General features: G+C 72.8%; 11 protein-coding genes. 4 read left to right on the top strand and 7 right to left on the bottom strand.

Annotated features, from left to right (window positions below; translation table 11 throughout):
* The first annotated feature begins 14 nt into the window (after nucleotides 1–14).
* Complete coding sequence (locus ACZ7LV_RS33725; protein ID WP_471945073.1) at nucleotides 15–1,673, top strand: chitinase; 1,659 nt, start codon at nucleotides 15–17, stop codon at nucleotides 1,671–1,673.
* 59 nt (nucleotides 1,674–1,732) lie between these two features.
* Here the strand turns inward: ACZ7LV_RS33725 and ACZ7LV_RS33720 are convergent, their stop codons facing one another.
* Both ACZ7LV_RS33720 and ACZ7LV_RS33715 read right to left on the bottom strand, forming a co-directional pair.
* A complete protein-coding gene (locus ACZ7LV_RS33720) occupies nucleotides 1,733–2,164 on the bottom strand; it encodes a hypothetical protein (protein ID WP_471945071.1) in 432 nt (143 codons plus the stop codon).
* Nucleotides 2,165–2,253: 89 nt separating this feature from the next.
* Nucleotides 2,254–3,600 (bottom strand): MFS transporter, encoded by a 1,347-nt coding sequence (locus ACZ7LV_RS33715; RefSeq protein WP_471945069.1) that lies wholly within the window; start codon nucleotides 3,598–3,600, stop codon nucleotides 2,254–2,256.
* A 227-nt stretch (nucleotides 3,601–3,827) separates the two neighbouring features.
* On the opposite strand from ACZ7LV_RS33715, the gene ACZ7LV_RS33710 reads away from it, so the two are divergent.
* Both ACZ7LV_RS33710 and ACZ7LV_RS33705 read left to right on the top strand, forming a co-directional pair.
* On the top strand, nucleotides 3,828–4,331 hold the full coding sequence (locus ACZ7LV_RS33710; protein ID WP_471945067.1) for a SigE family RNA polymerase sigma factor: 504 nt from the start codon (nucleotides 3,828–3,830) through the stop codon (nucleotides 4,329–4,331).
* A 59-nt stretch (nucleotides 4,332–4,390) separates the two neighbouring features.
* Nucleotides 4,391–5,686, top strand: coding sequence for a hypothetical protein (locus ACZ7LV_RS33705; RefSeq protein ID WP_471945064.1), 1,296 nt, complete (start codon nucleotides 4,391–4,393; stop codon nucleotides 5,684–5,686).
* Nucleotides 5,687–5,695: 9 nt separating this feature from the next.
* On the opposite strand, the gene ACZ7LV_RS33700 is transcribed toward ACZ7LV_RS33705, so the two are convergent.
* The 4 genes from ACZ7LV_RS33700 to ACZ7LV_RS33685 form a co-directional block, all read right to left on the bottom strand.
* Nucleotides 5,696–7,024 (bottom strand): Nramp family divalent metal transporter, encoded by a 1,329-nt coding sequence (locus tag ACZ7LV_RS33700; RefSeq protein WP_471945061.1) that lies wholly within the window; start codon nucleotides 7,022–7,024, stop codon nucleotides 5,696–5,698.
* 144 nt (nucleotides 7,025–7,168) lie between these two features.
* The gene (locus ACZ7LV_RS33695; RefSeq protein WP_471945059.1) at nucleotides 7,169–7,663 is read right to left on the bottom strand and encodes an ATP-binding protein; all 495 of its coding nucleotides are present in this window, start codon (nucleotides 7,661–7,663) and stop codon (nucleotides 7,169–7,171) included.
* Nucleotides 7,664–7,751: 88 nt separating this feature from the next.
* Nucleotides 7,752–8,660 carry an anti-sigma factor RsbA family regulatory protein gene (locus ACZ7LV_RS33690; RefSeq protein WP_471945058.1) on the bottom strand — a complete coding sequence of 303 codons (909 nt, stop codon included), beginning with the start codon at nucleotides 8,658–8,660 and terminating at the stop codon, nucleotides 7,752–7,754.
* A gap of 211 nt (nucleotides 8,661–8,871) precedes the next feature.
* Nucleotides 8,872–11,217, bottom strand: a complete 2,346-nt coding sequence (locus ACZ7LV_RS33685) for an ATP-binding protein (RefSeq protein ID WP_471945056.1) — start codon at nucleotides 11,215–11,217, stop codon at nucleotides 8,872–8,874.
* Nucleotides 11,218–11,565: 348 nt separating this feature from the next.
* On the opposite strand from ACZ7LV_RS33685, the gene ACZ7LV_RS33680 reads away from it, so the two are divergent.
* Nucleotides 11,566–12,918, top strand: a complete 1,353-nt coding sequence (locus ACZ7LV_RS33680; protein WP_471945054.1) for a M14 family metallopeptidase — start codon at nucleotides 11,566–11,568, stop codon at nucleotides 12,916–12,918.
* Here the strand turns inward: ACZ7LV_RS33680 and ACZ7LV_RS33675 are convergent.
* Nucleotides 12,915–13,535, bottom strand: a complete 621-nt coding sequence (locus tag ACZ7LV_RS33675; RefSeq protein ID WP_471945053.1) for a hypothetical protein — start codon at nucleotides 13,533–13,535, stop codon at nucleotides 12,915–12,917. The two genes, ACZ7LV_RS33680 and ACZ7LV_RS33675, sit on opposite strands and share 4 nt — an antisense overlap.
* Between the last annotated feature and the right edge of the window lie 13 nt (nucleotides 13,536–13,548).

The following is a 13,548-nucleotide window of genomic DNA, read 5'->3' as shown; positions in this document are numbered from 1 at the left end:
GCAGACGTACCCGCATGTGGTCGGGAGCGGTGGTCGCCGCCCTGGCCCTGACCGTGCCCGCGATCGGCCAGGCATCCGCCGCGGACATCAACAACGCCAAGAACGCCGGCTTCGAGTCGGGCCTGACCAACTGGACCTGCTCGGCGGGCAGCGGTACGACGGTCTCCTCGCCGGTGCACGGCGGCTCGTCCGCGCTGAAGGCGACACCGGCCGGCCAGGACAACGCCCGCTGCACGCAGACGGTCGCGGTCCAGCCCAACTCCCGGTACACGCTGAGCGCGTGGGTGCAGGGCGGATACGCCTACCTGGGCGCCACCGGCACGGGCACCACGGACGTGTCCACGTGGACCCCCGACTCGTCCTCCTGGAAGCAGCTGTCGACCACCTTCACCACGGGTTCCTCGACCCGCTCGGTGACGATCTACACGCACGGCTGGTACGGCCAGGCCGCCTACCACGCGGACGACGTCTCGGTGTTCGGCCCCGACGGCGGCGGGGGCGGCGACCCGACCCCGACGATCCCGGGCGCCCCCGCGGGCGTGACCGTCTCCGGCACGACCTCGTCCTCCGTCTCCCTGTCCTGGAACGCGGTCTCGGGCGCGACGGGCTACACCATCTACCGCAACGGCACCCGGGTCACGGCCGTGACCGGCACGTCGGCGACGGTGACCGGCCTCGCGGCGTCGACGTCGTACAGCTTCCAGGTCACGGCGACCAACGCCGCCGGCGAGTCGCCGAGGTCGGCGACCGTGACGGGCACGACGGCACCCACGGGCGGCGGCCCCGGCGTCCCCCGGCACGCGGTGACCGGCTACTGGCAGAACTTCAACAACGGCGCGGCCGTGCAGCGGCTGTCGGACGTGCCGTCCCACTACGACATCATCGCGGTGGCGTTCGCGGACGCGACGGCGACGCCGGGGGCCGTGACCTTCAACCTGGACTCGGCGGGGCTCGGCGGCTACACGGTCGACCAGTTCAAGGCCGACCTCCGGGCGAAGCAGGCCGCCGGGAAGAAGGTCATCATCTCGGTGGGCGGTGAGCTCGGCCGGGTCGCGGTCAACGACGCGGCGTCGGCGGCGAACTTCGCGAACTCGGTCCACTCGCTGATGCAGACGTACGGCTTCGACGGCGTGGACATCGACCTGGAGAACGGTCTCAACGCGACGTACATGTCGCAGGCCCTGCGCTCGCTGTCGGCCAAGGCGGGGCCGTCGATGGTGCTCACGATGGCGCCGCAGACGATCGACATGCAGTCCACGTCGAACTCGTACTTCCAGACGGCGCTGAACGTGAAGGACATCCTCACGGTCGTCAACATGCAGTACTACAACAGCGGTTCGATGCTCGGCTGCGACGGCAAGGTGTACAGCCAGGGCTCGGTCGACTTCCTCACGGCTCTGGCCTGCATCCAGTTGGAGAACGGCCTGTCCCCGTCCCAGGTGGGCCTCGGTGTCCCGGCCTCGACCCGGGCGGCGGGCAGCGGCTACGTCGCCCCGTCGGTCGTGATCAACGCGCTCAGCTGCCTGACCCGCGCGACGAACTGCGGCACCTTCAAGCCGCCGCGGACCTATCCCGACCTGCGCGGCGCGATGACCTGGTCGACGAACTGGGACGCGACGAGCGGCAACGCCTGGTCCAACGCGGTGGGCCCCCACATGGACGCCCTGCCGTAACCCCGCCCCGACAGGCGCCGGCCACGTCACATCCGACGCGGCCGGCGCCGCCTCGTGGGTCAGTACGCCGGCCGGTAGTGGCCCAGCACCCAGGCCAGTTGGGTGAACCACTCGTTCAGGCGGGGCCTCGGCCTCGCCTGCACCAGCGCCTCGTAGACCCTGCCGTCGAGGTGGACGACGGCCACCATGAGCGCCTTGCCGTCGGGGCTCGCCTTGTAGTGGACACCGCGGATCTCGGGCCAGTCGAACTCGACCGACGTGCCGTACATCTCCAGCGCCACGCCCGAGGCGTCGACGACGACCGAGTTCTGCTTGTCGATCGCCAGGAACTCCGGTCCGGGCGGCGCGGTTCCGTACTGCGGCGGCGGCGCGGTGCCGTACTGCGGTGCCGGGGCGGTGCCGTACTGCGGTGGCGGGCCGAAGCCGGGAGGCGGTGGGCCGAAGCCGGGGGGCGGTGGGCCGAAGCCGGGAGGCGGTGGCTGCTGGGTCATCCGGTGGTACCTCATGCGTCGCGGGGCTGACGGAGACGCCGCACATTCTTTCGCCCCCCGCGGCACCTTGTCCCCGCCCGCTCCCGGCGTCAGGGCCGGGAGGCCCCGTCCCCCGCCGTCAGCACCGCAGGTGTCGCGGTCCGGCGGGGACCGGCCGTCATCAGGGGGACCAGGGAGATCGCTGCTGCGCCGAGGACCGCTGTCAGGGCGAACGTCGTGAAGCCCAGGCCCGCGTTGCCGCCCGCGAGGACCACTCCGCCGACCGTGGGACCGACCACCGCGCCGGTGCGGCCGATGCCGGTGACCCAGCCGAGGCCGGTGGCGCGCTCGCTCGGGGCGTAGACGCGGGACGTGGCGGCGTAGACCATGACCTGCGCGCTGAACAGGAAGATGCCGGTGAGGAAGACGACCGTGTAGGCCGCGCCGAGCGGCATCTCCGTCCTCAGCAGGAACGTGCCGCAGGCCGTCAGGACGAACCACAGCGCCGAGACCTTCACCGGCCCGAACCGGTCCGCGGTGCGCCCCGCGATCAGCATGCCGACGACGCCGCCCGCGTTGATGACCATCAGGAAGGTGACCGAGGAGGAGAGCGAGTAGCCCGAGGCCCGCATCAGTTCGGGGAGCCAGGTCGAGACGCCGTAGACCAGGAGCAGTCCCGCGAAGGAGGCCACCCACAGCAGCGGGGTCGCCCAGCGGGTGCCGGGCGCGAACAGGGCCCGTATCGCGGAGAGTCGGCCCTTCGCGCCGGCCTCCGGCGCCTCCGTCACCCCGGGGCGGCTCAGGCCGTGCCGGTCGGCGACGGCGTACGCCTCCTGCGTGCGCCCCTTCGCGAACAGCACTCCCGGTGACTCCGGCAGCCACTTGAGGACCAGCGGCACCGCGATCACCGCGGGCAGCACCCCCGCCCAGAAGACCCAGCGCCAGCCGTGCTCGGGTGCCACGGCGAGGCCGATGCCCGTGGCCGCCATGCCGCCCGCGTGGTACGAGGTCATCATCAGGCCCGTCGCCAGGGCCGCCCGGCGCGGCGGCGCGAACTCCGCGACGATCGCCAGGCCGATCGGCATCAGGCCGCCGAGGCCGAGGCCGGAGACGAAGCGGCCCGCGCCGAAGACCGCCGCGCCCGGCGCGACCGCGCACACTGCCGAACCCAGCGAGAAGAGCACCACGCTCGCCGTGACCAGCGGCTTGCGGCCCAGCCAGTCGGTCAGGGTGCCCGCCGCCAGCGCGCCGATCAGCATGCCGAACGTGGTCCAGCTGCCGATCGTCCCGGCGAGCGCGGTGCTGAAGCCGAGGCTCTCGTCGGCGAGCAGGTGCGGCATGGTGGCGCCGTAGATGTTGACGTCCATGCCGTCGAAGAAGACGGCGAGCCAGCACAGGGCGATGACCACACCGACGGACCGGAAGGAGCGTTCGGGAGGGGACGGGGTCGATGCCACGGGTCACTCACTTTCTGCCACGGCGGTGTGGGAGAGCACGTCGCGTGCGCGCTTGTTCGCCTGGTGAAAAGTGCTTCACTTGCGGGTCCGTGAGAGTGTGCTCGTGCGCCCAGGCCGTGTCAACGGTTCCGGCGCGCTCCCGGCGACCCGTCGCGAGAACGCCGTGAAACATTTCCCCCTGCCCACCGCATCAATGAGGTGACGGCACCGACGACGGGGGAGCGCACATGCAGGTCCGCGGGGACGAGTACGCGGAGTTCGCCGCCGCGCGCGCGGGGCACCTCTACCGGGCCGCCTGCCTGCTCACCGCCGGCGACACGCATCTCGCCGAGGACCTGGTGCAGGAGACCCTCGGGCGGCTCTACCTGAGATGGGGGCGGGTCTCCCGCGCCGAGAACCCCGCCGCCTACGCACAGACCGTCCTGACCCGCACCTTCCTCGCGCAGCGGCGCCGGCGCAGCAGTACCGAGCGCGCCACCGACGTCCTCCCGGAGACGGCGGGCCCCGACGGCGACACCACCTTGCGGCTGACCCTGCTGGAGGCGCTCGCGCGGCTGCCCGCCAAGGACCGGGCCGTCGTCGTGCTGCGCTACTGGGAGGACCGCAGCGTGCAGGAGACCGCCGACGCCATGCACACCAGCTCCGCCGCCGTACGGACCCGCTGCTCCCGCGCCCTCGCCCGGCTGCGGGAACTGCTCGGCGAGGACCTCGCCGAGTACGCGGCCACCTGACCGCAGCCCCACCCCGCCCGACGTCACCTCACCACCCCTTCGAGAGACGGTGATTCGCCATGTCCACGGACCGCACGGACCGCAACGAACACGACGACCCCTTCGAGGACCGGCTCGGCGCCGCGCTGCGGCAGACCGGGGACACCTTCGACACCGACCGCCCCGTCCTGATCGCCGCGGGCCGGGCCCGCGGACGCGGGCTGCGGCTGCGCCGCCGTGCCGCGGTCGCCGGGGGCGCGGCGGGCATCGCTCTCGTGGGTGTCGCGGGAGCACTGACCCTGCCGGGGACCGGCGACGGCACGGGCACCGGTGAGCGGCGCTCCGTCGGCGCCGGGCCCGTGACGCCGCCGCCCGCCACCTCGCTCGCGCCGGGGACCGCCACGGCGTCCGTCTCGGCCGAGGAGATGATCGCCACGCTGCGGGAGTTGCTCCCGGAGGGCGAGATCCGTGACGCGCAGGCCGAGGGCGGCGGCGAGCGGCGGATGCCGTCCGTACGGCTCGTCCACGACGACGGCGGGGGCGGCGGTGCCGTCGGCGTCGGCCTGTACCGGGTCGAGCCCGGCAGTCAGGCCGCCCGCGACGCCGTCACCTGCCCGGACAAGGCCTTCGTCCCGCACGACAGTTGCCACCGCAGCTGGCTGTCCGACGGGTCGGTGCTGATGCTCTTCCAGGGGTACGAGTATCCGGACCGCCGCGTGGACACCAAACTGTGGCGCGCCGAACTGGTCACCCCTGAGGGCGAGCAGGTCAGCGTGAGTGAGTGGAACGCCGAGGCCGAGAAGGACGCGCCGATCACCCGCCCGGAACCACCGCTTACTCTCGCGCAGTTGAAGGCGGTGGCCACGTCCTCACGGTGGCTGCCCCTCGTCCCCGCCGCCCCGGAGGGCTCGGGGCAGCCGGGGCACGACGCCGGGCCCGTCGACCCGCCGGCGACGCTCACCGGCTCGGCGGCGGACACGCTCGTCACGCTGCTCCCCGAGGGCGCGAAGGTGGTGGACAAGGGCGGCGAGGGCGACTTCGGCTACGTCGTCGTCGACGACGGCAAGGGGCGCAGCCTCGTCCAGATCAACGTGCAGCCGGGCATGGGCGACGTCGTGGGCGACCTCTTCGGCGGGGCCGAGATCCTGCCGGACGGCACGCTGGTGGCGCAGCGGCAGGGGCCCGGCGAGAAGGGCGGCGAGGGCGTCGTGATGTGGACCGCCGACACCCTGCGCGAGGACGGCCTGCGTGTGGTGATCAGTGCCTTCAACTCCGGCGCCCAGCACACCCCGGCGACCCGCGAGACCCCCGCCCTCACCGCCCGGCAGCTCCGTGAGATCGCCCTCGACCCGACGTGGCCCGCACTGCTGCGGTGAGCGCGCCCGCTAGAAGAACTCCGCCCACGGCTGGTCGGAGATCTGCTTCACGCACAGCACCAGGAACAGCAGGCCCGCGATCACCAGCATCCCGTTGCTGACCCAGCCGTTGCGCCACTCGCGCGGCGTGCGGTCGGTGTTGAGCAGCCAGAGCAGGGTGCCGGCGAGGAACGGCAGGAACGCCGCGCCCAGCACGCCGTAGAGGATGACCAGCCGGAACGGCTGGCCCTCGAAGAGCAGGACCATGGGCGGGAAGGTCAGCCACAGCAGGTAGGCGCGGAACGGCCAGGACCGTTCCCGCTCGCCGGAGGCGATCTCCTCGCCCTTGGTCTGCGCCCGCTTGCGGTAGCGCGCCACGAAGTCGGCGAACATCAGACTCACGCCGTGCCAGACGCCGATCAGGGAGGTGAAGGAGGTGGCGAAGAAGCCGATCAGGAAGAACTTCGCCGTCGCCGTGCCGTACTCGGCCTCCAGGATGCCGGTCAGCTGGATCAGGCCCTTGTCGCCGCTCTCGATGGCGACGTTGCGGGTGTGCAGGAGTTCGGCGCCGACGAAGAGCATCGCGATGACGAAGATGCCGGTGGTGGCGTAGGCGACCCGGTTGTCGAGGCGCATGACCTTCATCCAGCCGGTGTTGGTCCAGCCCTTGGCGTTGACCCAGTAGCCGTACGCGGCCAGCGTGATGGTGCCGCCGACGCCGCCGATCAGACCGAGGGTGTTGAGGACGGAGTCCTTCTCGTCGGGCAGTACGGGCAGCAGGCCGGCGAAGGCGTCCGGGATGTTCGGGGTGACCCGGATCGCCAGGTACACGGTCACCACGAACATGACGCCGACGAGGACCGTCATGACCTTCTCGAAGACGGCGTACTTGTTGAACCAGACGAAGACGAGGCCGACCAGACCGCAGGCGATCCCCCACCACTTCAGGTCCATGACGTCGGGGAAGAGCGCCTGCAGCGGCAGCGCGCTCGACGACATCGCCGCCGCCCCGTACACGAAGCCCCAGACGACGACGTAGACGACGAAGAAGTACGTCGTCCAGCGGCCGAGGCTCGCCCAGCCGTCGAACAGGGTGCGGCCGGTGGACAGATGCCAGCGGCCGGCCGCCTCCGCGAGGGAGATCTTCACCAGACAGCCGATGACGGCGGCCCACAGCAGGGTGTAGCCGAAGTTGCTGCCCGCGATCAGCGTCGCCACCAGGTCGCCGGCCCCGACGCCGGTCGCGGCGACCACGATTCCGGGGCCGATGTACTTCCAACTGGACTTGCGCGGGGTCGGTTCGGAGTTCGGGCCGGGTGCCGCCCCGGTGTCACTGGTGTTTCCCGTGGTGTCCGCCATGCACGTCAAGAAAGCCGATGGACGGTCCCGGGACAAGAGGTCGTGCCGGATCTTCACCCGATGTGTGCGCCGGTTCGAGGAGCGCCCGTGGACGGGGACGGGCCCCGGCGGCCGGGAGTGCCGCCGAGGCCCGTCGCGGGCGCGTCACGGCTGTCGCCGACCGCAGCCGTCGCACGCGCAGGTGCCGAGTTCGAACCAGACGGTCTTGCCCGGGCCGTCCTGGTGGCAGCCCCAGCGCCGGGCGAGCGCCTCCACCAGGAACATCCCCCGGCCGCTCTCCGAGGCGCCCGGGTCGAGCAGTTGGGGGACCCGCCGGCCGCCGTCGGCGACCTCGCAGCGCAGGACGCCGTGGGCGGCGGTCAGGGTGAGCCGGAAGCGGCTCGCGGCATGCAGCAGGGCGTTGGTGGCCAGCTCGCTGACCAGCAGCTCGGCCGTCTCCACGAGCTCGGTGCCATGGCCGTCCCCGTCGGCGAGCCCCCAGCGCTCCAGCTGCCGCCGCACCTCCGCCCGGGCCTCCCGCACGGCGGAAGGGCGCGGGGGGAGCTCGACGCTCAGGTGGCCCGCTCCTATGGGCGGTTGAGGATAGGCGCCGTAACGGGGTTCAGGATCCGGGCGGCCGGTCCCGGAGAGGTGCAGCATGCCTTCAGGGTGAGGTGTGCCGGGTCTGAGGCGCACGGGGAGGACTACCCGCTTCCCTACCTGCCTGGGGGTGCGCATACGGCCCGGGCTACGCGTACTGCAGGCGCACGACCGCGCCCGCCTCGTCGTCGCGCACGTCGACGTACGCGCACACCTGCCGCGCGAACCACAGTCCCTGCCCGGGTGCCGGACCGGCCGTGGGCGGGGGCACGAAGCCGGCCAAGGGGTCGTCGACGCGGTGCGGTGAGCGCAGCTCGCAGACGCAGCCGGGCGCCTCGCCCCACAGCAGGACCTGGCTGACCGGGCCGAGGGGGTCCGCCGCCTCGCAGACGGCCGCGGCGAACAACTCCGCGTCGGCGGCGGGCAGTCCGCGTCCGGCGGCCCAGGTGCGCACGGCGTGCGGTTCGGGCGCGGGCAGCGGGCGCGCGTCGTGCGGGACGGGCGAGAGCGGTACGGCGTCCAGCTCGGCGGCGATACGCAGCGGGTCCTCGTAGACGCCGGTGCCGGGGTGGGCACGGCGGGCGGCGGCCACCACCGCCGGCCCCGCGGTGCGGGTGTCGTACGCGCACAGGACGGTGGTCGCGAGCGGGGCGAAGAGGAGGTTGGCGAAGGCCTCGTAGCGGATCCACTCGGTGCTCTCGCGGACGGAGCGTCCGGCACGGCCGCCCCAGTCGGGCTCCATCAGCAGGTGGACACGGCCCCGGGGGCCGGCGTGCTCGGCGAGGTAACCGGCGCCCTGCGCCACGGCGTTGGCGGCGGATCCGCTGTACCACTCGGTGTGGGGCACGAAACCGACGCGCCCCGCGTCCCCGCCGAGGGCGTCCCGCAGCAGGTCGAGCTTGTCGGGGGCGGCGATGGCGACGGGCGGGGGCTCGTCGGCGGCGGCGAGCCCCTCGGCGAGGAAGGGCAGCGCGGCGGCGACGAACTCCTCGCCGGAGGAGAAGACGGCCATGCGGTGGTCGAAGGTGCCTTGGGCATGTGCTGAGGGGGTGGGCATGGAGTTCCTGTCGGTCGGTGGGCTGGTGGCGGGTCGCTCGGTGCTGGGTGTGCTGGATGTGGTGCGTGCGGTGCGGACGTCCTGGTGGCCGGCGGGCGGGTGAACGCCGTGGGCCGGGTGGGGCGGCGGTGCGTCGACCGGGTCGGCCGGTGGTGCCTGTGTGCCTGTGCTGTCTGTGTGCCTGTGCTGTCTGTGGTGCGGGCGGGGGCGGTCAGCGTCGGGCGGTGACCCAGGACGCGATCTGGCTGCGGTTGCTGAATCCGAGCTTGCTGAGGATGCGTTCGACATGGCCCTCCGCGGTGCGGCGGGCGATCACGAGGCGGTCGGCGATCTGCTGGTTGGCGAGACCCTCGGCGACCAGTTCGGCGACCTGCGTCTCGCGGCGGGTGAGCCGGACCCCGGGATGGCCGCGTCCGGCGGTGGGGTGCTGTCCGGAGCCCCGCGGCTCGCGGCGCCGCTCGTCCAGCGCGTAGCCCACGATGCCGGTGAGGCCGAGGGCGGCGCCCTGCGCGTAGGACCGCTCGTAGGCGGCCGTGTCGAGGGCCTCCCGGCAGCGGGTCTCGGTGCCCCGCCGGGTGGTGCCGAGGGCGGCGGAACCCCACCGGTCCCGGTCGACGTCGGCCCAGACCCGGTCCGCGCCGCCCAGCAGCACGGCCGCGCGCTCGTGGGCGCCGCCCCGGCCCGCGATCTGGGCCAGCAGGTCGAGGGTCAGGCCGATGCCGGTGACGTCGTGGACGGCGAGCTTGAGGCGCAGGGCCTCGCGGGCGTGCCGTTCGGCCCGGCGGTGGTCCTTCTTCACGGTGTGGGCGAGGGCGAGCATGCGGTGCACGTACGAGAGCACCCACTCCTCGCCGTGCCGCTCGCACAGCCGTCGGGTCTCCTCGCTGATCGCGATGGCCTGGTCGGCCTCGCCCAGGAAGCCCAGCGCGCAGGCGAGTTCGACGCGGTCGAGCCCGGCGAGGCTGAGATGCTGGCCGGGCAGGCGGCCGCGTGCGACACCGGCGCGGAAATGGGCGAGGGCGGCCCGCAGGTCGTCGCTGAACAGCAGGATGACACCGAGCACGTACTCGGCGTGCGCCGCCTCGGCCTCGTCCCCGAGGCGCAGGGCCAGCGTCCGCGCCTCCTCCGCGCGCCGGCGGCCCCGGGTGAGGTCCTCGGGGCAGCCGGCGAGCAGTCCGGCGACCCACAGGGCACGGGCCCGTTCTGGCGTGGGCTCGGGGGCGGCGTCGAGCGCCCGGTCGAGCCAGTACCGGCCCTCCCGAGGCGCGCCGCAGGCGTGCCAGTAGAACCAGAGGGTGCCCGCCAGCCGCAGGGCGGCGAGGGCGTCGTCGGGGGTGGTGGGCTCGTCCAGGCCGAAGGCCAGGGCGGCGCGCAGATTGTCCTGGTCGGCGTGGAGCCGGGCCACGATCTCGCGCTGGCCCGGCCCGAACCAGGCCTCCTCGCAGTCCGTGGCCCGCCGCTGCATCCAGTCCCGCTGCCGCCGCCGGGTGACGGGCTCGTCGCCGGGCAGTTCCGTCAGCCGCTCCCTGCCGTAGTGGCGCAGGGTGTCCAGAAGGCGGTAGCGCACGCCGTCGGGGCCGGGTTCACGGCACAGCACGGACTTGTCGACCAGGCCGGCCACGGCCTCCATGACGTCGTACGACCGGATCCGCTCGCCGTCCGCGCACACCGCCTCCGCCGTCTCCAGGTCGAAGCTCCCGGCGAGCACCGACAGCCGTGCCCACACCAGCTGTTCGGGACCGGTGCACAGGTCGTGGCTCCAGTCCACGGCGGCGCGCAGTGTCCGGTGCCGGGGCAGGACGGCGGGGCTGCCCGCGGACAGCAGCCGGTAGCGGTCGTCGAGGCGTTCGAGGAGCTGCTCGACGGAGAGGACCCGCATCCGGACGGCGGCCAGCTCGATGGCGAGCGGCAGACCGTCCAGGCGCCGGCACAGACGCGCCACGGCGGACCGGTTGGCGGGCGTGAGGCGGAAGCCGGGGACGACGGCGGCGGCCCGGTCGGCGAACAGGGCGAGCGCCGGGCCGGGTCCGGCGCCGGACGGGTCGCCGTCCGGGTCCGGCACGGGCAGCGGCCGGACCTCCAGGAGGTGTTCCTCGGTGAGCCCGAGCCGGTGCCTGCTGGTGGCGAGCACCCGGACGCCGGCGGTGCCGCGCAGCAGCGCCGCCGCCAGGTCGGCGCAGGCGCCGAGCAGATGCTCGCAGTTGTCGACGACGAGCAGCAGCCGGCGGTCCCGTACCTGTGCCACCAGCGCGTCCAGCGGGGGCTGCGCGGAATGGTCGTGCAGGCCGAGGGCGTCCGCGGCGGCGACCGGAACGAGTGCCGGGTCGTGCAGCCCGCAGAGGTGCACGACGTGCACGCCGTCGGGGAAGGCGCGGGCCACGCGGGCCGCGATGCGTCCGGCGAGCCGGGTCTTGCCGACGCCGCCGGGTCCGGTGAGCGTGACCAGACGGGCCCTGGCCAGCAGTTCGCGGCCTTCGGCCAGTTCGGCCCGGCGGTCGACGAAGCTGGTCGTCTCCACCGGTGGCCGGCCGTCCCGTCGAGGCGCTGATCCGCCCATGATCAGCCAGTCCTTGGATGGTGGGTGGGGTCGTGTGCGCGCCCCTCACTCTTCCGCCGTGTGTACATATATGCACGCGCTCCTCACACCGGCGGGTGGAATTTGCCGGGGACCCATTCCGCCGTGGCCGGTCCGCGTACACTGCGCGGCCCGCCGCCGGGCGCGGCCGTTTTCCGCCGGTTTCCGGGCGCCACTTCAGGGGCTGCTCTTGACCTGGTCATGCCATGACCGCACGATGAGCGCCACACGCGCACCAGCACCCCGTACGTCGCACCGAAGAACCACCCCCACAGCTCCACTCCCCCACTTCCGGAGAACCCGGAATCCCTGGAGATCCAAGGAGACTTCATGCGACTTCGCATCCGCGGCTCAGGCGTCCGCGGCGGCAGACGCGCCGCCGCGCTCGCCACCCTGCTCGCCCTCGCCCTCGCGGCCCCGCTCTCGGCGACGGTCACCGACGCCACCGCCGACAGCGCGGGCCGGGCTGCGGTCTCGGCGGACGACGTCCGCCAGTACGAGATCCACACGCACTCGACCGCCGAGGACCGCACCGCGATCCAGCGCACGGGGGTCACCGTGGACGAGGCCGACGACCACACCGTCGTCGTCTCCGGCCGCGCGGACCAGATCAGGAAACTGCGCGCGCTCGGCTACGAGATCACTCCGCTCGGCGCGGTCCCCGACCGGTCCGCCGGCGAGGGCGACGTCCGGCTCTTCGACTTCCCGTCCGCCGACTCCCGCTACCACAACTACGCGGAGATGACGAGCGCGATCAACTCCGCCGTCGCGGCGAACCCCGGCATCGTGAGTCAGCGGGTGATCGGGACGTCGTACCAGGGCCGGAACATCGTCGCCGTCAAGATCAGCGACAACGTCGGCACGGACGAGGCCGAGCCCGAGGTGCTGTTCACCCACCACCAGCACGCCCGCGAGCACCTCACCGTCGAGATGGCGCTGTACCTGCTGCGCGAGCTGACGTCCGACTACGGCACGGACTCCCGGGTGACGAACCTCGTGAACAACCGCGAGATCTGGATCGTCCCCGACCTCAACCCGGACGGCGGCGAGTACGACATCGCCTCCGGTTCGTACCGCTCGTGGCGCAAGAACCGGCAGCCCAACTCCGGCTCGTCGGCGATCGGTACGGACCTGAACCGGAACTGGAACTACCGGTGGGGCTGCTGCGGCGGCTCGTCCGGCTCGCCGTCCTCCGAGACGTACCGCGGCCCGGCGGCCGAGTCGGCGCCCGAGGTGAAGGTCGTCGCCAACTTCGTGCGCAGCCGTGTGGTCGGCGGCACGCAGCAGATCCGAGCGGGGATCGACTTCCACACGTACAGCGAGCTGGTGCTCTGGCCGTTCGGGTACACCTACTCCGACACGACCACGGGCATGACGGCGGACGACCGGAACGCCTTCGCCGCGGTGGGGCAGAAGATGGCCGCGAGCAACGGCTACACCCCGGAGCAGTCCAGCGACCTGTACATCACGGACGGGTCGATCGACGACTGGCTGTGGGGCTCTCAGAAGATCTTCGGGTACACCTTCGAGATGTATCCGCGGGGCGCCTCCGGAGGAGGGTTCTACCCGCCCGACGAGGTGATCGAGCGGGAGACCTCACGCAACCGGGACGCGGTGCTGCAACTGCTGGAGAACGCGGACTGCATGTACCGGTCGATCGGCAAGGAAGCCCAGTACTGCTAGTCCCGGTCCTGCTGGTCGGCGTCCTCGGCGTCCGCGACGACCTCGGCGTCCTCGGCGTCCGCCTCGAAGTAGGCGTCGAGGACGGCGTCCAGCTCCTCGTCCCACTGCTGGTGCTGGGACTTCGCCCTGGCCTCGATCTCGATCGGGTACCAGCGGCGCTCCGGCGTGTGCACGGTCACCGTGAACCGCTTGCCGAAGCGCGGGGACTCCGTCTCGATCGCGGCGATCTCGTCCCAGCGGAACTCGCAGCTCTCGTCGTCGAGGCTGAGGCGTACGCCCTTGGCGTCGGCGACGACACGGGCGCGACGGTCGGCGGCCTCGAACACGGGGCCGTCGGTCACCGCGGTGTCGTCGGTGTCGTCGGCGTCTCCGGCGGCATCGTCGTCGGAGGCGTCCTCGTCGGCTTCCTCGTCGACGGCGTCGTCGACCGCGGCGGCGGCCTCGGGCTCGTCCGGCTCCGCGGAGGCGGAGGCGTCCTCGACCGGCGCCGCGTCCTCGGGCTCGGCGGCCTTCTCCGGGCCGGTGAGCCCGGGGATGTGGGCCGGGTTGATCCCGGCGTCCAGGGGCTGACTGCTCGTACCTATGCGCTGCTCCACAGCGGGCAGTATGGCGGACATCGCTGTGCTGTGG

The organism is Streptomyces sp. NPDC107562, assembly GCF_055657325.1.
The sequence above is the reverse complement of the archived record's forward strand: the minus strand, read 5'-3'. Positions and strand labels throughout refer to the sequence as shown.